Origin of the sequence: Alkalimonas collagenimarina (assembly GCF_030717845.1) — a bacterium.
Classification (GTDB): Bacteria; Pseudomonadota; Gammaproteobacteria; order Enterobacterales; family Alteromonadaceae; genus Alkalimonas; species Alkalimonas collagenimarina.
Map to the genome: position 1 here is coordinate 1 of NZ_JAUZVZ010000016.1, position 25,174 is coordinate 25,174.

At 48.1% G+C, this 25,174-nt stretch carries 27 protein-coding genes; 23 read left to right on the forward strand and 4 right to left on the reverse strand.

Annotated features, from left to right (window positions below):
- Positions 1 to 33: 33 nt before the first annotated feature.
- The gene (gene asnB / locus Q3O60_RS11815; protein ID WP_305894145.1) at positions 34 to 1,698 is read right to left on the reverse strand and encodes an asparagine synthase B; all 1,665 of its coding nucleotides are present in this window, start codon (positions 1,696 to 1,698) and stop codon (positions 34 to 36) included.
- A 154-nt stretch (positions 1,699 to 1,852) separates the two neighbouring features.
- Here asnB and Q3O60_RS11820 point away from each other — a divergent pair, with 154 nt between their 5' ends.
- The 7 genes from Q3O60_RS11820 to Q3O60_RS11850 all read left to right on the forward strand — a co-directional run bounded on the left by Q3O60_RS11820 (position 1,853) and on the right by Q3O60_RS11850 (position 6,896).
- Positions 1,853 to 2,683, forward strand: coding sequence for a DUF3025 domain-containing protein (locus tag Q3O60_RS11820; RefSeq protein ID WP_305894146.1), 831 nt, complete (start codon positions 1,853 to 1,855; stop codon positions 2,681 to 2,683).
- Positions 2,684 to 2,791: 108 nt separating this feature from the next.
- Positions 2,792 to 3,049 (forward strand): type II toxin-antitoxin system ParD family antitoxin, encoded by a 258-nt coding sequence (locus Q3O60_RS11825; RefSeq protein ID WP_305894147.1) that lies wholly within the window; start codon positions 2,792 to 2,794, stop codon positions 3,047 to 3,049.
- Positions 3,050 to 3,349, forward strand: a complete 300-nt coding sequence (locus Q3O60_RS11830; RefSeq protein WP_305894148.1) for a type II toxin-antitoxin system RelE/ParE family toxin — start codon at positions 3,050 to 3,052, stop codon at positions 3,347 to 3,349.
- Positions 3,350 to 3,453: 104 nt separating this feature from the next.
- Positions 3,454 to 4,260, forward strand: a complete 807-nt coding sequence (locus Q3O60_RS11835) for an ABC transporter ATP-binding protein (protein WP_305894149.1) — start codon at positions 3,454 to 3,456, stop codon at positions 4,258 to 4,260.
- Complete coding sequence (locus Q3O60_RS11840; RefSeq protein ID WP_305894150.1) at positions 4,260 to 5,462, forward strand: ABC transporter permease; 1,203 nt, start codon at positions 4,260 to 4,262, stop codon at positions 5,460 to 5,462. Before Q3O60_RS11835 ends, Q3O60_RS11840 begins: the two co-directional genes overlap by 1 nt.
- Before the next feature lie 198 nt (positions 5,463 to 5,660).
- Positions 5,661 to 5,867, forward strand: a complete 207-nt coding sequence (locus tag Q3O60_RS11845; protein ID WP_305894151.1) for a bacterioferritin-associated ferredoxin — start codon at positions 5,661 to 5,663, stop codon at positions 5,865 to 5,867.
- Between the two features lie 135 nt (positions 5,868 to 6,002).
- Positions 6,003 to 6,896 (forward strand): aspartoacylase, encoded by an 894-nt coding sequence (locus tag Q3O60_RS11850; RefSeq protein WP_305894152.1) that lies wholly within the window; start codon positions 6,003 to 6,005, stop codon positions 6,894 to 6,896.
- A gap of 21 nt (positions 6,897 to 6,917) precedes the next feature.
- Here the strand turns inward: Q3O60_RS11850 and Q3O60_RS11855 are convergent, their stop codons facing one another.
- Complete coding sequence (locus tag Q3O60_RS11855; RefSeq protein ID WP_305894153.1) at positions 6,918 to 7,226, reverse strand: DUF6170 family protein; 309 nt, start codon at positions 7,224 to 7,226, stop codon at positions 6,918 to 6,920.
- 128 nt (positions 7,227 to 7,354) lie between these two features.
- Between Q3O60_RS11855 and rfbB the strand changes: the two genes are divergently transcribed.
- The 16 genes from rfbB to Q3O60_RS11940 all read left to right on the forward strand — a co-directional run bounded on the left by rfbB (position 7,355) and on the right by Q3O60_RS11940 (position 23,346).
- A complete protein-coding gene (gene rfbB / locus Q3O60_RS11860; RefSeq protein ID WP_305894154.1) occupies positions 7,355 to 8,470 on the forward strand; it encodes a dTDP-glucose 4,6-dehydratase in 1,116 nt (371 codons plus the stop codon).
- Complete coding sequence (rfbD, locus tag Q3O60_RS11865; RefSeq protein WP_305894155.1) at positions 8,467 to 9,351, forward strand: dTDP-4-dehydrorhamnose reductase; 885 nt, start codon at positions 8,467 to 8,469, stop codon at positions 9,349 to 9,351. Before rfbB ends, rfbD begins: the two co-directional genes overlap by 4 nt.
- 81 nt (positions 9,352 to 9,432) lie before the next feature.
- A complete protein-coding gene (locus tag Q3O60_RS11870; RefSeq protein ID WP_305894156.1) occupies positions 9,433 to 9,639 on the forward strand; it encodes a hypothetical protein in 207 nt (68 codons plus the stop codon).
- A gap of 8 nt (positions 9,640 to 9,647) precedes the next feature.
- Positions 9,648 to 10,376, forward strand: a complete 729-nt coding sequence (locus tag Q3O60_RS11875; RefSeq protein ID WP_305894157.1) for a nucleotidyl transferase AbiEii/AbiGii toxin family protein — start codon at positions 9,648 to 9,650, stop codon at positions 10,374 to 10,376.
- A 124-nt stretch (positions 10,377 to 10,500) separates the two neighbouring features.
- Positions 10,501 to 10,803, forward strand: coding sequence for a nucleotidyltransferase domain-containing protein (locus Q3O60_RS11880; protein ID WP_305894158.1), 303 nt, complete (start codon positions 10,501 to 10,503; stop codon positions 10,801 to 10,803).
- Positions 10,800 to 11,261: a hypothetical protein gene (locus Q3O60_RS11885; protein ID WP_305894159.1), complete on the forward strand. Its 462-nt coding sequence runs from the start codon at positions 10,800 to 10,802 to the stop codon at positions 11,259 to 11,261. The genes Q3O60_RS11880 and Q3O60_RS11885 overlap by 4 nt, the downstream gene beginning before the upstream one ends.
- Before the next feature lie 113 nt (positions 11,262 to 11,374).
- A complete protein-coding gene (locus Q3O60_RS11890; protein ID WP_305894160.1) occupies positions 11,375 to 11,536 on the forward strand; it encodes a YhfG family protein in 162 nt (53 codons plus the stop codon).
- A gap of 433 nt (positions 11,537 to 11,969) precedes the next feature.
- On the forward strand, positions 11,970 to 12,530 hold the full coding sequence (gene rfbC, locus Q3O60_RS11900; RefSeq protein WP_305894161.1) for a dTDP-4-dehydrorhamnose 3,5-epimerase: 561 nt from the start codon (positions 11,970 to 11,972) through the stop codon (positions 12,528 to 12,530).
- A 110-nt stretch (positions 12,531 to 12,640) separates the two neighbouring features.
- Positions 12,641 to 13,648: an NAD(P)H-dependent glycerol-3-phosphate dehydrogenase gene (locus tag Q3O60_RS11905; RefSeq protein ID WP_305894162.1), complete on the forward strand. Its 1,008-nt coding sequence runs from the start codon at positions 12,641 to 12,643 to the stop codon at positions 13,646 to 13,648.
- A 137-nt stretch (positions 13,649 to 13,785) separates the two neighbouring features.
- Entirely contained in the window at positions 13,786 to 16,542 is a 2,757-nt protein-coding gene (locus Q3O60_RS11910; RefSeq protein ID WP_305894163.1) for an SLBB domain-containing protein, read from the forward strand.
- 100 nt (positions 16,543 to 16,642) lie between these two features.
- Positions 16,643 to 17,059: a type II secretion system major pseudopilin GspG gene (gene gspG, locus Q3O60_RS11915; RefSeq protein ID WP_305894164.1), complete on the forward strand. Its 417-nt coding sequence runs from the start codon at positions 16,643 to 16,645 to the stop codon at positions 17,057 to 17,059.
- Positions 17,056 to 18,717, forward strand: a complete 1,662-nt coding sequence (locus Q3O60_RS11920) for a GspE/PulE family protein (RefSeq protein ID WP_305894165.1) — start codon at positions 17,056 to 17,058, stop codon at positions 18,715 to 18,717. The genes gspG and Q3O60_RS11920 overlap by 4 nt, the downstream gene beginning before the upstream one ends.
- Entirely contained in the window at positions 18,717 to 19,604 is an 888-nt protein-coding gene (locus Q3O60_RS11925) for a type II secretion system F family protein (protein ID WP_305894166.1), read from the forward strand. The genes Q3O60_RS11920 and Q3O60_RS11925 overlap by 1 nt, the downstream gene beginning before the upstream one ends.
- Entirely contained in the window at positions 19,601 to 20,668 is a 1,068-nt protein-coding gene (locus tag Q3O60_RS11930; RefSeq protein ID WP_305894167.1) for a Slr4 family S-layer protein, read from the forward strand. The genes Q3O60_RS11925 and Q3O60_RS11930 overlap by 4 nt, the downstream gene beginning before the upstream one ends.
- Before the next feature lie 277 nt (positions 20,669 to 20,945).
- Positions 20,946 to 21,869 carry a Wzz/FepE/Etk N-terminal domain-containing protein gene (locus Q3O60_RS11935; protein ID WP_305894168.1) on the forward strand — a complete coding sequence of 308 codons (924 nt, stop codon included), beginning with the start codon at positions 20,946 to 20,948 and terminating at the stop codon, positions 21,867 to 21,869.
- A 175-nt stretch (positions 21,870 to 22,044) separates the two neighbouring features.
- Positions 22,045 to 23,346, forward strand: coding sequence for a flippase (locus Q3O60_RS11940; RefSeq protein WP_305894169.1), 1,302 nt, complete (start codon positions 22,045 to 22,047; stop codon positions 23,344 to 23,346).
- A gap of 49 nt (positions 23,347 to 23,395) precedes the next feature.
- Here Q3O60_RS11940 and Q3O60_RS11945 read toward each other — a convergent pair whose 3' ends face one another.
- Together Q3O60_RS11945 and Q3O60_RS11950 are read right to left on the reverse strand one after the other, a co-directional pair.
- The gene (locus Q3O60_RS11945) at positions 23,396 to 24,442 is read right to left on the reverse strand and encodes a nucleotidyl transferase AbiEii/AbiGii toxin family protein (RefSeq protein ID WP_305894170.1); all 1,047 of its coding nucleotides are present in this window, start codon (positions 24,440 to 24,442) and stop codon (positions 23,396 to 23,398) included.
- Positions 24,439 to 25,062, reverse strand: a complete 624-nt coding sequence (locus tag Q3O60_RS11950; RefSeq protein WP_305894171.1) for a DUF6088 family protein — start codon at positions 25,060 to 25,062, stop codon at positions 24,439 to 24,441. Before Q3O60_RS11950 ends, Q3O60_RS11945 begins: the two co-directional genes overlap by 4 nt.
- Between the last annotated feature and the right edge of the window lie 112 nt (positions 25,063 to 25,174).

The following is a 25,174-nucleotide window of genomic DNA, read 5'->3' on the forward strand; positions in this document are numbered from 1 at the left end:
GCAATCATGCGCCCCTATGTTGGATTGATGTCATCAATACGCTTCGGTATGCACATCCCGCACCGCACGACCGGACGGATCGGTCATTTCAGCCATTTTGGCATCCCATGCCAGTGCTTCCGGGGTTGAACAAGCCACCGATTTACCACCTGGTACGCAAGAAATGGCACCAGCATGTGGGAAATGCTCTTCAAAGATCACCCGGTAATAATAGGCTTCTTTGCTATCCGGTGTATTCACCGGGAAGCGGAAGCTCGCGGTCGCCATTTGTTGATCGCTGACCTCATTAGCGGCATGGGCCTTTAAGCTGTCGATCCAGCTGTAACCCACACCATCAGAGAACTGCTCTTTCTGACGCCATAAAATCTCATCAGGCAATAAGCCATCAAAGGCCTGACGCAGAATATGCTTCTCCATCTTACCGTTGCCACACATTTTCGCTTCAGGGTTCAGGCGCATGGCGACATCCATAAAGGTTTTATCCAAAAAGGGCACCCGGGCTTCAATACCCCAGGCCGACATCGCCTTGTTGGCGCGGTTGCAATCAAACATGTGCAAGCGGTCTATTTTGCGCAAGGTTTCCTCGTGAAACTCTTTGGCATTCGGTGCTTTATGGAAGTACAGGTAGCCACCGAAGATTTCATCGGAACCTTCACCCGACAACACCATCTTAATGCCCATGGCTTTAATTTTACGGGCCATCAAATACATTGGCGTCGATGCGCGAATGGTGGTGACGTCATAGGTCTCCAGAAAGTAAATCACATCGCGAAGCGCATCTAAGGCTTCCTGCACGGTAAAATGCACTGAGTGATGCACGGTACCAATTGCATCTGCGACTTTTTGTGCGGCAATCAGATCCGGCGAGCCAGGCAAGCCAACGGCAAAAGAGTGCAGCCGTGGCCACCAGGCTTCGGATTGGTCATCATCTTCTACCCGACGTTTGGCATACTGCTGAGCGATGGCTGAAATCAGCGATGAATCCAGGCCACCCGACAGCAAGACACCGTAGGGCACATCCGACATTAAATGGCTTTTCACGCTGTCTTCCAGCGCTTTACGCAGCGCCACCGGATCGGCCTCGTTGTCTTTTACAGCTTCAAAATCGTGCCAGTCCCGCTTGTAATACGGCTGTAACTCACCGACCCGGCTATCAAAAATATGCCCTGGCGGGAATTCCTTCACTTGTTTACACACCGGTACCAGAGCCTTCAGCTCCGAAGCAACAAACAACTGACCATGCTCATCGTAGCCATAATACAGCGGAATAATACCGATGTGATCACGGGCAATTAAATAACGCTGTTGCTCGGCATCGTAGAGTACAAAAGCAAACATGCCATGCAGGCGATCAATAAAATCGCTGCCATGCTCCAGATACAGCGGCAAGATCACTTCACAATCCGACTTGGTTTTAAAGCCATAGGGTGTTGCCAGCTCTTTTTCCAGTTGCTTATGATTGTAGATCTCGCCATTCACTGCCAGAACGTGATTTCGTTGATCATTGACCAGAGGTTGGGCTCCATTTTCAGTATCTACAATCGCCAGACGCTCGTGCGCTAAGATGGCATTATTGTCATTCCAGATCCCCGACCAATCCGGACCACGATGACGTAAAAGCTTAGATAACTGTAGCGCCTGCTGGCGCAACGCTTTAACATCAGTTTTGATGTCAAGCACCCCAAATATCGAACACATGATATAACCTCTGCAGATAAAATTAAGTTTAGTTTGGCAGTATGTACGTCTATCCGTACCCGTTGAATGTGCCATGGCCAGTATAAAAAGCAAGTGCTTTTTCAAGGTAATTGCAGTGGTAGACTTTCAGCCATCAATTCAAAAGAGTTCAGCTATGCAAACAGCGCGCATAAACAATCGTTTTACGCCATCATCAGAATGGCAACCTCATTACTTCATCGAGAACCCTGTGTTTGCTGATTTAGAGACTTTGTTCACCGTATCGGCTTTACCACAATGGCCTGCGCCCAAGCAGCTGAACGCATGGCGACGTCAGAGCGACTATTGCTTTGTGGAAAATGAGCTGCTAGAGCAAGATGGCCGTTATTACGAAGCCTATATTTATGCAACGCAGCAGATCCCAACCCGGGCCGAAAACTACCATGATTTTTTTGGTGCACTGATCTGGTGCTTGTTCCCGCAGAGCAAAGCCTGTATCAATCAACTGCATATGCAAGACATTCAACAGTCCGGTATCAGTCCAAGAACACCATTGCGTAACAAGCTGACGTTACTGGATGAATGTGGCGTGCTGATCGCCTACAGCGAAGCACAGGCAGACATGGTTGAAGCGCTGCGTCAGCATCAGTGGCAGCATGTTTTTTGCCAGCAGCGTGCTCTGTGGTGGCAACAACTTCAGCCCGTCGTCTTTGGTCATGCCATTTATGAAATGGCCACCAAGCCATTTTTGGGCCTCACGGCCAAGTGCTGGTTTATAAAAGTGCCGGATCATTACTTCAGCTGGCCTTTAACTAAACAATACCAGCATCTGGATGCACAGCTTTGCCAGCAATTGCAGCAGCCTGAGGTCTTGTTTGAAGCGGATCAACTGACCCCTTTGCCGTTGCTGGGGGTTCCCAATTGGTACGACGACAACCAACAGCCTGAGTTTTATAGCAATACCGATTATTTCCGGCCAAAACGGCGGGGCAAAGCAGGGCGCTAAGCCAGAGCTTAAAAAGCACTTGGTGATTGCAGTTACAAGGATTGATAATCTTTGTATTATTGCTATAGTTAGTTTACTTAAACCCAGATTTTAATTGAGTACTTCGTTATGCATGTATCATTGACTCCCGAACTTGAACATCGTGTTAAGGCTAAGGTCGAAAGTGGCTTGTACAATAATGCCAGCGAAGTTATTCGTGAAGCCCTGCGCTTTATGGAAACGCATGAAGACTGGGTAAATGAGCTGAAATTAGCCAGCTTACGTGAACAGCTAAACGTTGGTGTTGCTCAGCTCGATAAAAATGAGGGGATTCTGATTGATTCTCAATCAGCGCTTGATCAGCTTTTTGTCGATATTAAAAGTTAAATGAACCAATATCAGCTGGTTATAGCACCGGTCGCAAAAGATGATCTGAAAACAATCTATCAGTTTAGTGTGGCACGCTGGGGGCAGGCCAGGGCAGACAAGTATCTGGAACAATTGAAAGAAAGATTTCGTTTATTGCTAGAGCAACCCATGCTGGGCCATGAGCGCTCGGAGTTAATTACAGCTGTGCGCAGTTCACCTGTAGAAAGCCATACCATTTTTTATCGAATCACCATCAATCAAATACATATAATTCGTATTCTGCATTGCCGACAAGATCCGAACCGATATTTGAAGTAGCTCGTATCTTGTTACAATTTATCGAGCATTTAGCCATTTGCTTTCATTGAAACCGCCGACGTGCTGTTTAATAATCAGGGTCTGTTCAGCATAGGGATCCATGTATGATTGAAATTAAAAATCTGGCAAAGTCTTTTGCCATTGGCAAAGGCTCCAAGTTATCTGAAAGCGAAAAAAAGGATGTGCGTTTCAGTAAAACCGCTTTTCACTCAGTGCGAGATGTAAGTTTTCACTGCGAACAAGGCGAAGTATTAGGTTTACTTGGCCCAAATGGTGCTGGTAAAACCACCACCTTACGTATGTTATCTACCGCATTAAAGCCAGATGCCGGCTCGGTATTTATCAATGGAGTTGATGTATTAAAGCAACCGTTAAAAGCGCGCCAACAAATTGGCTTTTTATCCAGCGATACCGGCTTGTACGGCAAACTGACCGCTGAGGAAAATATTGCCTACTTTGGTCACTTGCATGGCATGAAATCAGCGCTGTTAAAGCAACGTATTGATGAGTTGTTTACCCTATTGAATATGCATGATTTTGCCAATCGTCGGGCCGATAATATGTCGACCGGCATGAAACAAAAAACTGCCATTGCCCGTGCGGTGGTGCATTCTCCTAAAGTGGTGATCCTCGATGAGCCAACCACTGGCCTGGATATTATGACCACCCAAACTGTGCTGGATTTTATTCATTCACTAAAAGCGCTGAAAACCCCGGTTATTTTCTCCACGCACCACTTGGATGAAGTGGCAACCCTGTGTGATCGGGTGGTGGTGATTGATCAGGGCGTCAGCACCTTCGCCGGAAGTATCGATGAATTCAGGGCATGCAGCGAGCAGGGCGATTTACGTCAGTCCTTCTTATCGGTCATCAACCAGGCTCAATTAGCTGAAACACAAGGAGCTGCGTAATGTGGCAGGTGTATTTGAAAGAACTGAAAGAATTATTGCGCGATAAAAAAACGCTGATCTTTGTTATTTTATTGCCGATCCTGATTTTCCCCGTCATTTTTGCTGTGATGGGACTGGTTATGTCGAGCACCACCAGCAAAGCCATGCAGGTAGAGCATCGGTATGCCATCATTAACCCGGCTCAAGCGCCTGAGTTTGCAGAGGCTTTGTACTATCATAAAAACTTTACCCGGGTAGACACCGAGCTAACCGAAGTCGATGCGTTGGCAGATGCCATTCGACAAGGTGATTTTGATGTTGCTTTGGTGATCCCTGCCGATTTTCAGCAGCGCCAATCCGCAGTTGAACAAAGTGAATGGCAACTGATCTACAACCAATCGTCGCAACTCGACTTTATGTTCCGTTATTTTAATGAGTTGATGGATAAGTACACCGAAGATCTGCAAGTCAATAACCTGACCCAACTGGGCGTCGATCCTGATCGATTGCATGCCATTTTAAACCCGGTTGATCTCAAGCGGGTTGATACTGCCGATACGCGGGAAAATATTGGTGAAAAAATTGGTGCCTTAATCGCATATATTTTAATTCCACTGTGTTTGATGGGTGCATCCTATCCAGCCATTGATATGGGGGCAGGGGAGAAAGAGCGCGGTACCTTAGAAACCTTATTGATTTGTCCGGTGAGTCGCTCTGCCATTGTACTGGGTAAGTTTTTGATTGTGCTTAGTACCGGGCTTGCGACGACGCTCATAACGGTGGTCAGTTTTGGTGTCTGGGCGGCGGTGATTGGCTCCTTCACCGGCATGGATGTTGTCGCCAACGTGGTATCAAGCATCTCGGTACTTGATCTGTCGCTTATCTTCCTGATGTTACTGCCGACATCCGCAATCTTCGCATCCTTGTTGCTGGCGATTTCTATTTACGCCAAAACCTTCAAAGAAGCGCAGAACTACATGAGCCCATTGTCGATTGTGGTGTTTGTACCGCTGGTCGCCTCTATTTTACCAGGGGTTGAGCTAACCAAAACCACCGCCATGATCCCACTCACTAATGTGGCTCTGGCGATTAAAGAACTGATCAAAGGTACCGTTGATTATGGGCTGTTGCTGATGATTTTTGCTTCCACGGTGGTGTTAGCTGCTTTGTTTATCGCTTTCTGTGTGCATTGGTTCCAGCAAGAGAAGGTGTTGTTCCGGTAGGACCCCCCCTTAAAATCTCCCCCTAACCCCCTCTTTCTCAAAGAGGGGGATTAAGAGCGCAGAGCGGGGTGCTGGCATGGTTTTTCCCCACTTTAGCAAAGGGGGGATACAGGGGGGATTTGTTCTATAATTTACAAATACTATTGATAATGGTTCTCAGTTAGATTACTATAAGTCTATCCACAACGGGAGCAAATTATGTACGTATGTTTATGCAAAGGTATTACCGACAAAGCCATCAAGCAACACGTTGCTGCCGGGGTAGAGACCATGCGTGAACTAAAAGCCTGTACCGGGGTAGGTAGTCAGTGCGGTCAATGCACCTGCCAGGCTGGTCAGATTTTGCATAACGAGTTAGTGTTGCAGCATCAAGCTGGCGCTGAACTGGCTATTTCTGTTGCCTGAGTAACAGCTTCACTTTTCCATTCTGATTTTTTATTCTTTTTTTCTGTATTTTTACCCGCTTATATTCCTTTTTAATTTTCTTTCACCGGCTTTTACGGCATACTTGCCTGCATCTGATGAAATAAGGAGTTGGCTATGGCAGACATAAAGCAAGTGGCTATTGTGGGTGGTACACACGGCAATGAATTTTCAGGGGTTTATCTCATCCGTCGCTATCAGCGCCAACCCGAACTACTGCAACGCCAAAGCTTTCATGCCTGGACCTTGTTTGCCAACCCACAAGCCTTTGCTGCCAATAAGCGCTATCTGGATGCCGACTTAAACCGGCAGTTTCGTCGTGACGATTTGGACAACCCGAGCTTAAGCAATTACGAACAGAGCCGGGCCAAGGTCATTGACTCGGTGCTAGGCCCTAAAGGCAGCCCGCATGCAGACTTAGTCATCGATTTGCACAACACCACCAGTAACATGGGGCCGGTGCTTATCCTGACTCAGGCCGGTGATTTTTATAACCAGTTAGCGGCCTATGTAAAAATGCAGATGCCAGAGGCCGTCATCAGTTGCGATGAAGATCACTTGTCAGCCGAAGAGCATCGCTTACTGTGCACTACCGGCCGCTATGGGGTGATTGTTGAAGTAGGGCCGCAGCCGCAGTCGGTGATCCGCCAAGACGTGCTGGAACAGATGCACAGCATGACGCAGCATATCCTGGATTTTGCCGATCTCTACAACCGCAGCGAACTGCCCGAGCTTCCAACCGAAGTGGAAGCCTTTCGTTATCTGCACAGCATTATGCTGCCACTCAATGAGCAGGGTGAGCGTTTGGGCATGGTGCATAAGCATGTGCAGGATCAAGATTTTAAAGCTATCCAGCCAGGCGATCCGATTTTCACCTTGTTTGACGGCGGGGAAATACGCTATGAAGGCGATAGTGTGGTGTACCCCAGCTTTATCAACGAAGCCGCCTATTACGACAACAACCTGGCCATGTCGCTGAATGAAAAAGTAACGTTAAAAATCAGCTCTTAATTGCGTCAATACAAGCGCCAGCTAATTATCTTGCTGCTGGCGCTCTAAGTTTCGGCGAACTTCAGCAAAGTAGGGCTGACACAACATAAAAGTAAGTGGACGAGTGATCAGTGGGTACACCACCACCAAGCCAACGATATACAGCAACGCAGTCCAATCGCCTGCCCGGGCAATGTACATAAAAAATATGAATAAAATAGCTAGCTTAATCAAATTAAGGAATAGCTTTTGCGGCACGCTAAGCTTATCGGACGCCCCCCGAACCACACTCATGCGCTCGGCAAAGTTCAAGCCATTTAATTCTGGAATTTGGTGACTGCTAAAATGCATCGGGTACCTCGTTTTACAGAACGCTTCAATTGTAACAAAGCACTAAAGAAAAGTCGTGATATTATGTTTTTACGTTGTTTGCCAAGTTATGATCACCTAACTTGAATACAAGAGAGTAAGACACGGCTATGCGAATACTCATTTCAGGCGGTGCAGGATTTATTGGCTCGGCACTGGTGCGGTATCTGATTAAAGACACGCCACATCAAGTGCTGAATATCGACAAATTGACCTATGCCGGTAATCTGGCTTCGTTAAAAGAAGTCGAACACCACCAGCGCTACCAGTTTGTGCAGGCCGATATTTGCGATCAAGCAACCATGCTGCAATTGATGCAACAGTTTCAACCCGATCTGGTGATGCATCTAGCAGCGGAAAGCCATGTAGATCGCTCCATCGATGGCCCTGCTGCGTTTATACAAACCAATATCGTCGGAACCTACAGCTTGCTCGAGGCGAGCCGAAGTTATTGGCTAGAGCTAGAAGCTGCCGCTAAAAGCCAGTTTCGCTTTCATCATGTCTCAACCGATGAAGTGTTTGGTGATTTAGCACAAACCGAGGCGCTTTTTACTGAAAGTACAGCCTATGCGCCAAGTTCACCTTACTCAGCCAGCAAAGCAAGCTCCGATCACCTGGTTCGGGCCTGGCAGCGCACCTATGGTTTGCCCTGTGTCATTACCAATTGTTCTAACAACTACGGCCCCTACCATTTTCCAGAAAAGTTGATCCCGCTGACCATTCTCAATGCGCTGGCCGGCAAGCCGTTGCCAGTCTATGGCGATGGCAAACAAATCCGCGATTGGCTCTATGTTGAAGACCATGCCAGAGCACTGGTCTGTGTTGCAACCCAAGGCACCATCGGCGAAACCTACAATATCGGCGGCCACAACGAAAAACAAAACATTGAAGTCGTACAGGCCATCTGCACCATCCTGGACGAGTTAGCGCCGATTCATGAGTGTGGTTTTCCACTCAACACTCAACACTCAACACTTAACACTCATAACTCAGCACCCAACACTCATAACTCAGCACTTAACACTCAACACTACGAAAGTTTGATAACTTTCGTCACCGATCGGCCAGGCCACGACTTACGCTACGCCATCGATGCCAGTAAAATTGAGCGTGAGCTTGGCTGGGTACCGCAAGAAACTTTCGAATCCGGGCTGCGTAAAACAGTACAATGGTATCTGGCAAGAAAGGATTGGTGGCAGCCACTAGTTTGCAAGGCTGTGCAATGAGCGGCAAGGTTTTGGTGACGGGCAGCACCGGTCAGGTTGGTACTGAACTAATCCGCCAGCTTGAAGAAAACTTTTCTGTATTGTCTCCAACACGAACCGAGTTAGATCTGAGTGATGCCAATGCTGTTCAAGTTTATCTTTCAAAGCATCAACCAGCTGTCATTTTCAATGCCGCGGCATATACTGCGGTGGATTTAGCAGAAACCGAATCGTTAGAAACGATGGCACTGAATGCGCATCTGCCTGCATTGCTGGCGCGGCATTCAGCTGAACATGACGTTTATCTGCTGCATTATTCGACTGATTATGTGTATCCGGGGACTGGCACAGAACCTTGGCAGGAAGACAGCTCAACTGCGCCACTGAATGTGTATGGCCATAGCAAACTACAGGGCGATAAAGCCGTGCTAAAAGAATGCCCTGAAGCTGTTATTTTTCGCACCAGCTGGGTGTATTCGACGCATGGTAAAAACTTCTTAAACACAATACGTCGCTTGGCTAAAGAAAAAACTGAGCTGCGTATTGTGGTGGATCAAATCGGTGCACCCACACCTGCCAACATGATTGCTGCCATCAGCCTGCTGGCGTTGCAGCGTTACCAACAAGGTCAGGCGATTAAGGGCGGCGTTTATCATCTGGCACCACGAGGCCATTGCAGCTGGTACGATTTTGCTAAAGCCATTGTCAGCCAGGCAATCAAGCAAGGTGACAAGCTGGCCTTGTTACCAGAGGCCATTTCGCCAATCCCCAGCAGCGATTACCCAACTCCGGCCCAGCGACCGATGAACTCTCGGCTTTGTATAGATAAGCTGGAAAATGCATTGGGCATTGAGTTACCCGACTGGCTGGAAGCGCTAGCTGGCTCTGCCAGCGGTAACTAGCCGCTACGCTGCCACTGACTAGACAGTTTCTTATCACTGTTGTAAAGTTAATCTAGTGCAAACAGCATGTCTGGGGTAGCCATGAACACAATCGATCGCAAGCAATATCCCGAGCTGGATCGGCTATTATGGGACACCCAGACCAGGTTCTTGGCCGAAAAAGATGCTTTGGATGTGTATGAGCGTCGCTGGCCTTTTGTTGATAAAACGAAGCTTACAGAAACCGAGCGTTTGCTCATTCAGCAACTTGCTAACCGTGCTGGTGGTTTTTTGCCGGTTAGAGCTTAACTGCCCTCATGCCCTCTTATCAGCGTAAACGCCATCAACTGATAGCTACTTGCTTAGAAAACTTCAATAGCGAGTACCTTGCTGAACACAACATTATGTTTGGTGGAGGCACCCGAATTGCGCTGGAGTTTGATGAATACCGTGAGTCTGTCGATATTGATTTTCTGTGCAAGGATAAAAATGCTTATCGGGCTGTCCGCCAGCAGGTAACAAACCTATCTTTGGGAGATCTTGTCAGGACGGATTTTAATTATGGCCGTAAAATTATTTTTGATCGTTATGGAGTTCGTACTTTTATCGTGGTGGCAGGTGTAAATATCAAGCTTGAGTTTGTCGCCTTTGACAATTACCAATTGAAGCCTGATATAGAGGCACCCTTATTTCCAGTGCCTTACATCAATCATGAATCTTGTTTTGTAACAAAGTTGCTGGCTAATGCTGACCGGCTAGGCGTTAAGCCGTACAAGGATATATTCGATATCGTTGTCATGTGCAGTTATTTGGGTGAAATCCCGCAAGTTTCATTGCTTGAAGCGTATAGCCATTATGGCAAAAATGAGATTGATCAGTCATTAAAGTCTGGACTGGTTCAACTTACTAAAGATCCTACAGCTTATGCTGAAGCCGCCGCAGGAATGGGAGTTAATGCTGCTTACTTTACTAACGTGATACTTCCTTGTGCAAATAAGATGCTTTTAGCCGCTTCGAGCCGGTTACTGGCACCTACGGTGCGGTAACTAGCCGCTACGCGGCGGTCACGGCAGCTCCGCTGCTTGTCACCAGCTGGCTTTGCCAGGGTAACTAGTCAGTTAACACAGCCACTGTTATAATTAATTCACTGTTCTTAACCGGCAATACTGAATGCGATTATCCAGCCATCAACAAACACTCATTAAGCAGGTTTTATCGAAGCACTTTGGTGATAGCTCTGAAATTCGAGTATTTGGTTCGCGATTAGATGATAATGCCAGAGGTGGTGATATTGATTTGTACATCGAGCCCGTGCTGACAATGGCCGATGACATCGTTGAGGCAAAGCTAAACGCATTGGTAGAGCTTCACCAGCAGCTTGGCGAACAAAAAATAGATCTTGTTATCAACCGCAAAAAAGGTTTAGTACTACCAATTTATCAGGTAGCCAAGCAGCAAGGGGTTTTGTTATGAACCATGATGTTTTCCTTAGCATAGCTGAAATTTGCCAAACACATGCCGAGCGCCTGCGTTGGGCTATGCAAGAGCTGGGAAAACGGAAACCTTTTACACCAGAATCTCTTGATAAATTAAGCCAGATTGAACTGGCTATCTTCGATCAGTTTATTGTACGTTTTTCAAAACTTCAGGATGCCATGGGTGCTAAATTATTGCCTGCTATTTTGGAGTTGACCCATGAAGAAGGTGAGCTCGACACCTTTATAGATAAACTGCATCGCTTAGAAAAAATCGGCGCTCTAACCTCTGCAGAGCAATGGCTAAAATTTCGGGAAATGCGCAATCAGTTTGCCCATGATTATCCAGATGATCCCGAAATTCAGGCGACATTGCTTAGCAAAGCCTTCGATATGGCTGCTATGTTGCTTAATGAGTTAGAGCGTGTCGTCGTATTTGCTCAGAAGTATCTGTAACTAGCTGGCTCTGCCAGCGCCATGACGGCAGCTGTGCTACCCGATAACTCTATTTGCTGATGGCGTTTAAACAAGCTAAAATAACAGCATGTTTTGTTTCGGAGGTTACCCCTGTGAACGACAAAGAGTTAATAACAAAACGCTTTGAAGAAACCAAAGTGACCAACTTCAATGAAAGTTTGCGTTTAGAAGGTTTGCAGCCATTGAATGAGCAAACGAGGTTGCATCCAAAAGTCATAGCCAGACTCAAAGAGCTGCAAAGGCCGCATGATTGATAAATATGGTGCAGGGAATGATAGCTACTGTTTATGACAAAACTTCAGTTTTAATTAATTTACTTGAGTTAACTTCAGAGACTGAGCTTGCTTCAGCTTAAGTCGCTTTAACTTCCTTCCGGCTTACTGAGTTTAAGCCAGACTTTGCAAACCTTACGTTTTCTTACCTATGTGATATTCATCGACACTTATTACAGGACTTGTATGAGTGGGCTGGTAAAATCAGAACTGTTGATATTTCTAAACAAAGCACACGGTTTTGCAATGTATGATTTATCGAAAAAGAAGCAAATAAATGCTTCGATTATTTGGTTCGCGATTAGATGATAATGCCATAGCTGGCAATAGACGATGACGTCGTTGAGGCAAAGCTAAACGCATTGGTATAATTACAACTCACTAAATAAGACCACAACAAGCGACATTCACACTTATGCACATTAAACCTATGGCCATCCCCGATGTATTGCTGATCACGCCAACAGTCCATCAAGATGAACGTGGATTCTTTATGGAAAGCTTCAACCAGAGGCAGTTCGATCAGGCCTTGCAGGGCAATATCCGGTTTGTGCAAGATAATCATTCTCTATCCGGGCTTGGGGTGTTGCGTGGTTTGCATTATCAGATCAATCAGCCACAAGGCAAGCTGATACGGGTGCTGCAAGGGCGTATCTATGATGTGATGGTTGATTTGCGCCAACATTCAGCCACCTTCAAACAGTGGCTGGGCTACGAGTTAACTGCCGGGAGCCGTCAGCAGCTGTGGATCCCACCGGGTTTTGCCCATGGCTTTCTGGCACTGGCGGAGTCGACAGAAACTCTCTATAAAACCACCAGCTATTATGATCCGTCATCGGAGCGTTGCCTTGACTGGAACGACCAGGAACTCGCCATTGAATGGCCGCTGGCTGCTCCACCTGTGGTATCGGATAAAGATAAACTAGGCGTACCACTGGCAAAGGCTGAGTTTTTTAACAATGATAACTTCCCCTGAACTCTTTACAGCGATTGCGCTCGAACAGTATCATCTAGCGTCATGTCTGCCGGATAGCTCATACGGTAGCCTCAACGAGTACGACTTATAAAAGCAATCACAGGATCAACATGACTGCACATATTGCCGTTTTAGGCGGCGGAAGCTTCGGTACCGTCATTGCCAACATCATGGCCGAAAATGGCTATCAGGTTCGTCAGTGGCTCCGTGATCCGGAGATCGCAGAAAAAATCAATCAAACCCACCAGAATGCTCGCTATCTGCCAGATTATTCGTTATCTGAGCAATTAATTGCTAGTACTGATATGGAGTGGGTTATTCGGGATGCTGAAGCGGTGTTTGTATCTATTCCAAGCAGTAGTTTTCGTAATGTAGTTCAGCAAGCGAAGGCCTGGCTGCAACCTCAGCAATTGCTAATCAGCACCACTAAGGGCGTGGAAGCAAGTAGCTTTAAACTGATGAGCCATATATTACGTGAAGAAGTGCCCAATGGCCGTATTGGTGTGCTTAGCGGCCCCAATCTGGCGAAAGAAATTGCCAAAGGCCATATTACCGCTTCGGTGATTGCCAGTGACGACGAAGCTCTGTGTAGCCGGGTACAAAGCATTTTATGCAGCAAAACCTTTCGTGCCTACGCCAGTCAGGATGTGTTTGGTGTGGAACTTGGCGGCACGCTGAAAAATATTTATGCTATTGCTTCCGGGCTGAGTGCTGCTTTGGGGGTAGGTGAAAATACTAAAAGCATGCTAATCACCCGCAGCCTGGCCGAAATGAGCCGCTTTGCAGTAGCTAAAGGGGCCAACCCTATGACCTTTCTTGGCTTATCGGGCATTGGTGATTTAATTGTCACCTGCACCTCGCCACTCAGCCGAAACTATCGGGTCGGTTTTGCTCTGGGGCAGGGTAAAAGCCTCGACGATGCGGTGACTGAACTGGGCGAAGTAGCGGAAGGGGTAAACACCTTAAAAGAAGTGCGGCAGCAGGCGCAGCAATACGATATTTATATGCCGCTGGTGATGGGGCTGTATGAGGTGGTGTTTAATCATGCCCCGGTCAAACAAGTGATCGCTGCTATGATGAGCAATCAACCCAATGTTGATGTCGACTTTGCCGTATGATACTGGCGTTATCGGGTATGCTTTGAACAACAAGGCCGTCAGGCCTCTGGCGTGTACCTGCATTTGACGGTAGAATCAGCCGGTTGACAAAAAAATAACGGAATGCAAGATAGATGGAAAACCCAAAATGGAGAACCATGGTGTCTAAGTTTTTGCGAATACTAGCCGTATTTTCAGTATGTTGGCTGGCGCTGCCTGCCGTGGCCAATGTTACGCCATCACCGGCCATGATGGAACAGTTCCGGCAGTTGCCCCGCGCCGAGCAAGAACGGCTGGCCAAACAATATGGCATTGACCTGAATCAACTGCAGCGTCAGCCACAAGGACAACGCCAGGATCAGCGGCAAGATCCAACGGGTCAGCAGCAGCGCCAGCAGCGTGAATTGCTTGAGCTGGAAAAAGATAAAGAAAAAGACGATGGCAAGCCCAAGCGATTTGGTATGAATCTGTTTGATGCCGAGATCAGCACCTTTGCGCCGGTCGGCAATGTGCCGGTACCTGACAGCTATCAACTTGGCCCTGATGACACCTTATTGCTGCAGTTTTTTGGCAAGCAATTTGTTCAGTACGAACTAGTAGTAAGCCGGGATGGCCAGCTAAGCATTCCTGATTTAGGCACCGTTCAACTGGCCGGTTTAACCTTCGCCCAGGCCCGGCGTTTAATTACGGAGCGCGTTGCGCAAAGTATGATTGGTGTTGAAGTGGCCGTCAGTATGGGCCCGATGCGATCCATTAATATCATGGTCGCCGGTGAAGCGAAATACCCTGGCACCTATACTGTTTCTGCGTTGTCTACTGTCACACAGGCATTGTTTGCTGCCGGTGGGGTCAGCGAGATTGGTGCCTTGCGCGAAATTCATGTCAACCGTGCTGGCGACATCGCCGCGCGCTTCGATTTATACGATTTATTGCTGCGTGGCGATTCCCGCCAGGATATTCATTTGCAAAATGGGGACGTGGTGTTTGTTGCCCCGGTTCAGGCCATTGCCGAAGTACGGGGCGAGGTAAGACGCCCGGCCTTGTTTGAAGTGAAAGCCAACGATGATCTTGCTTCATTATTAGCCATGGCGGGCGGAGTGCGTGAAGGGGGTTACCCGAAAGCAGCCGTGCTGGAACGTTTTAATCAGGATAATTTACGCGATTTACTGAATGTTGATTTAACTCACAACAAAGATCGGCAGGTCAAAGTTCAGGCTGGCGATGTATTGCGGGTGGGGGGCACCTCGCCCCGGTTGACCAATAGCATTACCCTGGCGGGTGCCTTTGTCCGCCCTGGTCATTACGCCTGGCGCGATGACATCCGGGTTAGCGATGTTATTCGCTCACTATTATCCGATGTGCATCTGACCACCGATCTGGATTACCTGATTGTATTGCGTGAAATCAACAGTCAAGGGGATATCGAAGTGCACCAGTTCAGCCTGGTAGACGCACTGGAGCACCCACAGTCGGCTGCCAATCTCAGGCTGGCACCACGCGATATTATCATGGCTTTTCATCAGGAAAACTACAGCTATCAGCGCCATGCATTAAATCAGTACCTGCGTGAAAAGCTGGAAGACAACTACGATCGGCCGGAAGAGCTTCGCTGGCTCAGCAGTGATCAACTGGCTAATCAGGCATTTGAGGCCATTATTGCCCCTGAACCAGAGCGAAAACAGCCAGACTGGACATTATTGCAGCAACAAATGGATCTCATGGCCGATCGCGAAATGCGCGAGGCACTGCGTAAACAGCAAGAGCAAGATCTGCAAGAACATATGCTGCATATATTGCAACAAGTCTTTGTTGATGCCGAGCTACTGGCATTATCCGCTCATTTAAGTCGTACCGAATTGATGTACCCGGTGCTGCAAAAACTGCGCAGTCAAGCCCGCAATGGCCAGACACCACAATTAGTATCGGTATCTGGCGAGGTGAAAGTACCCGGCGAGTACCCACTGGCAAAAGGTGGTCAGGTGGCCGACTTGGTGCGTGCAGCTGGAGGCTTAAATGAATCCGCCTTTATCACCCGCGCCGAACTTACCCGGGCCAAGGGGCAACCGCAGTCTGAGCAAGGGGTGCGTGTTGAGCACCTGCAGGTTAATTTACAGCAAGAGCTAAATGGTGGCCAACAGTTGGCTTTGCAAAGCCGTGATCGTTTGAATGTGTTTGCGATCCCACAATGGCGGGTTGACCAGACCATCGAGTTAAGAGGGGAGGTTCGTTTCCCTGGCTTGTACACCATTCAGCAAGGTGAGACGCTGGCTCAGGTAATACAGCGAGCCGGCGGTGTCACACAAAATGCCTTTGTCAATGGCGCCGTCTTTACCCGTGAGCATCTTCGTGAACGGGAGAGTGAGCAACTGAGGAGCATGGTGAGCCAGTTGCGCTCAGAAATTGCCACCCGTTCACTGTCAGCCGAGTCGGTTCAGGCATCGCCACAAGATACCTTAACCATGATCAACCAACTGGAAATGCAAGATACCGTCGGTCGTTTGGTGGTGAACCTGCCTTACATCATTGCTGGTGACCCAACGGCTGATCTGTTAGTAGAGGATGGTGACACATTGCATGTACCACGCCGCGATACCTCTATTTCTGTCATGGGTGAAGTGCAGCATGCCGGTACGCACCGCTTTAACGGCCAGTTGACAGTTGATGATTACATCCGCCTTGCAGGGGGCACTCGTCAACGTGCCGATACCAAACGCGTCTACGTGATCCGCGCCGATGGTTCGGTGATGCTATCGAACAATCGCTGGTTCCGTGGCCGAAACGAAGCCTTGCAACCGGGCGATACCATCATTGTGCCGCTCGATACCGAGTACAAAGATAACATTACTTTATGGGCGCAAGTAACGCAGATTTTCTACCAGAGCGCAGTGGCCCTGGCAGCAATTTCCAGAATATAATGCCGTATTCAGTGAGAGGCAGGGGCCTTTCACTGAACTTTTTAACCCGTTATCATTCTTAGAGGCATGATGTCCGCTAAGTTTTAGGAGTTGTGAACCGATGATGCAAGCATTCCCATTACGCCGTAAACAGCGTGGTTTTACCCTAATAGAACTATTGATCGTGATTGTTATTCTGGGGTTGCTATTGTCTCTGGTTGCGCCGCGCATGTTCTCTAAAGTTGGCTCTGCCAAAACGCAAACAGCGTCAATGCAGATGGAGATGATCGCCACAGCGCTCGATACCTACCGGTTGGATATGGGCGATTATCCGCAGCAGCTGGAAGAGTTACGCCGTTCGTCAGCCCCTAACTGGGATGGCCCCTATTTGCCACGCGATGTACCCATGGATCCATGGGATAAGCCATACGTTTATCGGGTACCTGGCGAAGATGGCAACCCATACATGTTGCGTTCTTACGGTCGAAATGGTGTGCCGGGTGGTGAAGGGGAAGATGAGGATATCATCTATCTATGAACGATGTTCAGTCTATCCTGACCCAGTCGTTTTCGATTAACAGTGCTGATATTGAAAAGTCTCAGTCTTTTCAGAAGAAATACGGTGGCCGGCTAGAGCATATTCTGGTCAATATGGGGGCATTATCAGAAGATGCCTTGCCGCAGTTTTATGCCGAGTTCTTACAATTAGCGCAAGCCGATGATGACATCGTGGCTGGTGCCAGCTTTGATGCCATGCAAGACAATTCACTGTATCAGGCACTGTTACCACTGAATTGGTTTTTGCTGCAGCATGACGACCAACAGTGCACGATTTTAGCGAAAGATCCGCTTTCGGCAGAAGGCAACCAATTGATTAGCCAGTTGCAGCAGCGTTTGCATTTATTTGTGCTAACGGAACCACAGCTGCAACAGCTGAAGCAAAAAAGCGTTCGGCAAAGCGACAATCTCAGTGAGTTGGGCGACGAGCTATCGGATTTAGAGGAAGACCGACTGCGTGAGCTGGCTGATGAGGCTCCCACCGTCAATTTGCTCAATAGCCTGATAGCCAGAGCTCTGAAGTCAGGGGCCTCTGATATGCATTTAGAGCCATCAGCTGGCCGTTATCGGGTGCGTTTTCGTATCGATGGCGTCTTACAAGAAGCCGACTTTCTGGCACCACGCATGCGCCTGCCCATCGCATCGCGTATTAAAATTCTATCCGGCATGGATATTGCTGAAAAACGGCGGCCGCAAGATGGCAAAATAGCCATGAAAATAGCCAACGAAGAGCTGGATATTCGTGTATCAGCCTTGCCTTTGCATGAGGGCGAAAGTATCGTCATGCGCTTTTTACGACAAGACTCCATCAACTACAGCATGGAAGTGCTTGGTTTATCGGCGGATATCGAGCAGTACATTTTACAGGACTTAAAGAAAACCGCTGGGGTGATCCTGCTGACCGGCCCAACTGGTTCAGGTAAAACCACCAGCTTGTATACTTTTCTTAATGCTATTAATCAGCCAGAAGTGAAAATTATCACGCTGGAAGATCCGGTCGAGTACCAGCTCGAAGGGGTCAATCAGGTGCAGGTACAACCGTCGATTGGCTTTGATTTTTCGGCAGGCTTACGCAGCATCGTGCGGCAAGATCCGGATGTCATCATGGTGGGGGAGATCCGCGATAACGAAACCGCGCAAATTGCCATGCAATCAGCCCTGACCGGTCACCTGGTATTTTCTACGGTGCATACCAATGATGCACCCTCGGCCTACACGCGCCTGCTGGATTTGGGCGCTCAGGAATACTTATTAAACGCAGCCATCGTGTCTATCATTGCTCAGCGCCTGGCACGTAAGCTTTGTCCGCACTGTAAGCAACCAGCTGAAAACGCTGCGGAGTTAATTCAAAACTATCAGTTGGAGCAATTGGCCAGCCGGTATCAGCTGACGCCACAATTGTATCAGCCAAAAGGCTGCGATCACTGCGCCCATACCGGCTACAAAGGCCGAATGGCAGTGGTAGAGTACCTGCGATGTGACGACGACATTAAAGCTTTACCAAAAGACGAAAACTTTCCGCAAAAAGCCCGTGAGTTGGGGCGTGCGCAGGGCAACCGTACCTTGTTGCAAGATGGCCTGTTAAAAGCGATTCAGGGGCTGACCACGGTAGAAGAAGTGATTCGGGTGGCTGGCTAATGACAACCTTTCAATACAAAGCCTACGACAGCAGTGGCAGCCAAATCCAGGGCGAAATCAATAGCGACTCGTTGGAGAAAGCTCAGCTGGATATCAGCGCACAAGGCTTGCACCTGATCCAGATCCAACCCAAAGCCGAGCAGTTTTCGCTGAGCTTTTTACGTTCAGACCGCCTGACACTGGATGAACTGGAATTTATCACTGCTGAACTGAGTTTGTTGCTGCGTAGCGGGGTGAAAATTGATAAGTGTCTGCATATTTTGGCCCGTGGCAGCAAAAACAGTGCAACAGGTCGTTTATTGACGCAGTTATCGCAAGCCGTTAAGCGGGGCGAGTCACTGGCTGATGCTTTAGGGACCCAGCCTGATTTTGATGAACTCTATGTTAACCTGGTCAAAATGGGTGAGGCCAGTGGCCAGCTGAGTGAAGTCTTTGCTGGTCTGGCGCGCGATTTAAAGTTTCGTAAAGAATTAAAAAGTAAAATTACCCAGGCGCTCACGTACCCCAGCGTGATCTTTGCTGTCTGTGTCATCGCTGTGATATTTGTTTTTAATTACATTGTGCCGCAAATGGCAGGCTTGTTTGATGAAAACGACATGCTGCCGCTTTATACCGAATTGTTGCTGGGTGCCAGTAACTGGATGCAAAAGTACCAGTGGTTTTTACTGGCGGGGCTGATCGCTTCGGCCGTGGGTATTAAAGTAGCGCTAGATAAAGGGCTACTGTCCGGCTGGCTGGATGATACCCTCACCAGGTTGCCGGTGTTTAAAACGGCTATTTATCAGATTGAGCGGATCCGTTTTAATACCAGCATGACACTGATGCTGCTGGTGGTGCTTGTGGTACTCCAGCTGCTGGTATTCAATCTTGTGGTGACGTTCAGTTGAACGTTGGTAACGGTAACTTTACTTTCGATAACGTAGTCATCGATCGTGAAGATGGTACTATTACCTTCAATGTGCAGTTGGGTAACCCAATTGATGCAGATTCAGCTTTCCGTGTTGACCTGCGTCAAGTAACGTTACAAGGTGAGTTCGGTGTTTCTTACGTAGCATCTTTAGGTACTGATACAGTTGACACTGGTTCTAAATCATTGACTTCTGTTGAAAATCAGTTCAGCTACTCTGTAAAAACGGCACTGAGTGAATTGATTACTCGCGATGTTGCTCGTGATACCTTTGTTGACCAGGCTCCAGCTACCAGTACTGATACTTTGACTCTGACTGTTCGTGACAACGACGATCTGTTGTTGGCCGCTACTGCCGGTGACTTGGTGGTTGAGCTTGGTGGTAACTTCAAAGATGGTAACGGACCTGTAGGTGCATGGACCCTAGCCGGTGCCGGTGTTACTGTAGGATTAAATACTGCTGAAACTCTGCTGACTTTCACGGTACCTGCTGCTGTTGCGTTCGATGATGCTCCTGCTGCACAGGATCACGATATCGTGTTCTTGAAAGATAATGTTGCAACAATGTTGTTAGCGACTAAATTTGACGTTACTGTTAAGCAAAACATCGCTGGTATTACAGACCCAGTTACTTATGTAACTAAAGCTGACGCTGGCCAGTGGAAAGTTGACGCTTCAACTGTTAACGTTCCTTACCTGCCAGTAGGTTTTGGTTTAACTGCACAAGTTGAGATCTCTAACCTGGGTGCAACTGATGCTGAAGTTACCATCGAAGCAGTTGACCAAAATGGTGATGAATACGGCCCAGTCGTCATGGACTTCACATACGGTGGTGCTACTCACGCTACAGCTCGTGCTGGTACTGTGACTCGTGCTTCTGAAGCTGATATCCGTAAAGCCTTCGATATTGCTGATGGTTCACAGAAGAAATTAAGCGTTACTTTCAACATTGACGCTAACTCTGATGACATCACTCTGGTTCCGTTCTACCGTCAGAACGAAAGCCGTATCAACGTGATCTCTGATCAGTACAAAGGCAACTAAGTTTTAGTTCTCCTTTGAAAAAGACAGGCTCCGGCCTGTCTTTTTTTATGCCGATTATTTTGTTGGCTGACGGTGATTTTTTATTCAGCTTACGATATACTGAATTTGGTTCGGTTCGGCCAATTTCATTAAATGATTAACCCTCTGCCAGGCAGAGGGTTTTTTTTCGTCTGGCGTACGTGGAATACTCCTCGAAGCATCGCTTTACCATTCCCCCCATCGGCAATTTCCTTTATCATTCGGTAGGTTTTTTTCTTTTCCAGCAAAGGATGTTTTCATGGCCGAACAAACGCCAACTCAGGATGTAGACTTAGCCGAACTGTTTCGCACTTTCTGGCGGGCAAAATTATTTATTATTGGCTTCACGGCGCTATTTGCTGTCGGCTCCGTGTTTTATGCGCTCAGCCTGTCTGACGTGTATCGCTCAGATGCTTTATTAGCCCCCGCCAACACCCAGCAAAAACCGGGCATGGGTGCTTTAGGTCAGTTAGGTGGCTTAGCGTCATTAGCCGGTGTTAATCTGGGCGGGCAGGGCACCGATAAAACTGCGCTGGCGCTGGAGGTTTTACGCTCGCGTGACTTTATTGGCCGTTTAATCGAGCAGCACGATTTATTTGTACCAGTGATGGCCGCCAAAGACTGGCGTGTAACCAGCAATGAACTGGTTCTGGATGAAAGCATCTACGATGCCAGTACCGACACCTGGCTGCGCGATGCCAAACCACCTCGTCAGTCAAAGCCATCGGTGCAGGAAACCTACGAAGAATTTATCAAGCTGCTGCAAGTACGGCAGTCGAAAGACAATGGCATGGTGACCGTCAGCATAGAACATTATTCCCCTCACATTGCCCAGCAATGGGTGCAGCTACTGATCACTGAATTAAATGCCTTTATGAAACAACGTGACATGGAAGAAGCCCGTCGCAGCATGACTTACCTGGAGCAGCAATTACAGAAAACCCAGGTCGAAGAGATACGCAGAGCATTGTTCCAGTTGATTGAAGAGCAAACCAAAACCCTGATGCTGACCCAGGTCAGCGATGAGTATGTGTTTAAAATCATCGACCCACCAATCGCCAGCGAGAAGAAAGCCAAACCCAGCCGAGCCCTGATCTGCATCATCGGCACCTTATTCGGCGGCTTCCTGGCGTGTTTAGTGGTGTTAATCAGGTTCCTGGTTCGGCCAACGGTAAAGGCTTAGAGCAAATCCCCCCTGTATCCCCCCTTTACTAAAGTGGGGAGGGGATCGTGCCAGACCCTAGATCTGCGCTCTTAAGCCCCCTCTTTATGAAAGAGGGGGTTGGGGGAGATTTGAAGAGGGGGCTAGGGGGAGATTTAAAGAGCCCAGGGAAGATTTCACAAGGAACCAAAACGCATTGAATCCACTGTTAAAAAAAGTGCTGGCTAATACATCCTGGCTGGCATCGGAAAAAGTCATCACCATGGCGGCCAATTTACTGGTGGCTTTGTTGCTGGCCCGCAGTTTAAACCCGGAAGGGTACGGTAGCCTTAGTTACCTGCTGGCGATCATCGCCCTGGTAGGCCCGCTGACATCGCTGGGTTTAAACGCCATTATTACCCGTGAACTGGTCAATCAACCAGAGCGCAATGATGCCATCATGGCGACGGCCAGTGGCTTTCGCTTGCTTGGTGCTGGCGTTGGTACCGCGTTGTGTCTGATATTGGCAGTGACTGGCTGGGGTCTGTCTGGTGCGGTTGATCAATGGGCCATGGCCATGCTGGCACTGGCAAATTTGCTAACTGCCTTTCATGTCATCGAGTTTTGGTTTCAGGCGCATGTGGCTGCCAAAGCTGTGGCCCGAATGCGGGTATCGGTCATTGTACTGTTCAGTATCGCCAAGATTATCGCCGCCCTGAGTGGCGCTGGTTTATTGCTGATTTGTGGCTTATTTGCTTTAGAAATGGCCTGCATTGGTATTGGTTTTATGCTGATTTATCGCCGGGCGCAGGGAGCCATTCAGTGGAACGAGCTGGATGCCAGTTATGGCCTGCAGTTGCTCAAGCAAGGCTTCTGGTTGGTGTTATCGGGCATAGCAGCGGTGATTTACCTGAAAGTAGATCAGGTGATGCTGGCGCAAATGGTTAACCGTGAAGCCGTCGGTGTCTACGCCGTTGCCGCACGTTTATCCGAAGTCTGGTACTTCTTCGCCACAGCCATTGCCATATCGTTGTTCCCAGCTTTGTTAAAATTGAAGCAAACCAACCCAGATCGCTACCAACAACGCTTACAGCAAATCTGTGATGTGTTGTTCGTTGCGGCTTTAGTACTGGCCATTGGCATCACCCTGATTGCCACACCCTTGGTCCGCATTTTATTCGGCCAGGACTATCTGCCAGCCGCAGCCATCCTGACCATTCATATCTGGGGCAGCGTCTTTATCTACATGCGGGCACTGGTGAGTAAGTGGCTGATCGCAGAACATCTGTTGGCATTCTCGCTCGTCAGTCACGGCCTGGGCGCGTTAATAAATATTGCTGCTAACTGGTACCTGATCCCGTTATACGGCGGCATAGGGGCCGCCTGGGCCACCATACTGTCCTATCTGGTCGCCTCGTACATAGCTTTCTGGTTTGCCAGCAGCACCCGACCCATCGCCAAAGTCATGACCAGGTCGCTGCTACTGCCTTTCACGCTGGGATATCGATATTGGAGGTGAAGTGCCTGACAAGAGGTTTGCATTCAAGCACCGCCTGTGCACCCATGTGCTATCGACTATTAAACTTGTCCTGAAAGTCAGCGAGTTGGTTCATTATTAATTCAAATGACTCAGGTTGCTGAAAAAACATCTGACCGTTAATAGCTGCTTTATGGTCTGCAATGATGCTTTGTAGCCGATTACCTTGTGGCACTATAGATAACCGGCCTGATAAAATGGCCTCGTAGTCGACACCCGGCATTGACCAACGATGTTTTTTCATTTCTACCACCGCTTGCATCGCTTCGCTGCTGTTAAATGCATCAGCGAAACCTGCTTTCAATAGACAGGATACATCATACCAGTGTCTTGCCAATCGGGTGGGGTTTGGCTCTTTTGTCTGAGTACTGAACTGATGCAAAGCTGTCAGCTTCTCCCATAATACAAAGTCGTTTTCATAGGCTTGAACGTTCGCTTGCGGCAAGGGCAGTTCAGCAAACTCTTTGACTTCGCTTAGGTAGCAATTGGTTGTGATGGTTTTAGTCGGCTTTCCTCGGTTTCTGCCACCAAACTCCAGTAAAATATGATCAAGCTGGTAATCTTTTGTGCCTTTAGTCATTCTGGGGTAGTGAATATCAATTTTTTCACCAGCAGAATCCGGTTCCACGACAGCTTGTAAACCTTCAATCTGGTAGGCTGAGAAGCGCTGGTTTAAATAGTCAACAAACTGTTCAGTCCAATCCTGTAGCAATTGCTGCTGTTTCCTGCGGAACTTCTTTGCCTGGCTATCGTTTTTAATACTCTGTTGCCAGGCTGCAAACTCCTGCTGCTCTGTTAAACCAGAGAGCTCAGCCCAATGAATTGATAAATCAATATCTTCGGAGAAACGTTGAATAACGTGCCAGCACTTACTCAATGCCGTCCCACCTTTAAAGGCGATTGACATAGCACCAAGCAGTTGCTCGTCATAGAGCAGTCTCAGCACTTCAGTCACCCATAGATCTTTTTCGAGAAAGTTAGCAGCAAGGCCAAATGGGTGCTGTGTGGATGCAAAGTTAAATAATTCAGTTAGCTCTGCATGTTTAGCTCTGTCAGCATAGAGCTCAAATAAATTCATGACAGCAGCTCGCTTTCCAGCATGGTCAGCTTGTTTTGCCAGGAGATAAGCGTTGGCTGTAATTTTAGCTTACGTATAACAGGTATGACTTCGTTACTGGTTAAGTTAAGTCGCTTTAGGGCTGCCTTAAGGTGTTGCAGCGGAGTATGTTCGGCTGACAGTACCAGCAAGGCACGATAGAAAGCGCCTTCTGGTTTATTTGCCCAACGCAATTTACTGTGGGCTGTGTGCTTTACCACGACTTGTTGGTTGCCTACCTTAAACTCGCGGGACGGGCCTGAGGACCAGAACACAGTTTTAACCGGGGCTTGCGTTTGCAAACCTAGCCGATAAGCTTCTTCAAGCCCTTGCGGCACCAGAGCATAGTTATGATTCCGCGCCCATGACCATGCCACTTCTTCAGCTGTAGCTGATGTCTGGATGGATGGAAAACTTTTCAGAGGCTTAGGTCTGGCATAAATCCCTTTGGCCACCCGAACAACAGTACCTTCTTGTGCCAGTCTGCTCATGGCTTTTTGTACTGATGTCACAGAGCCCAGAGCATAAAAGCCCTCTATGGTAAAAGGTGTCCCCTTTTGCAAGCGGGATACTCTGTGTGCGACTAAAGCTGAGACTGACATTGTAGTTAAACTCTGACGTTTTGGTGGTAGTGTATTCTAGTATACACCAATAAAAATAAGCTATACAAAGTAAAATGTGTCAGGATTAAAGTTTTTACGCCTATATATTTAG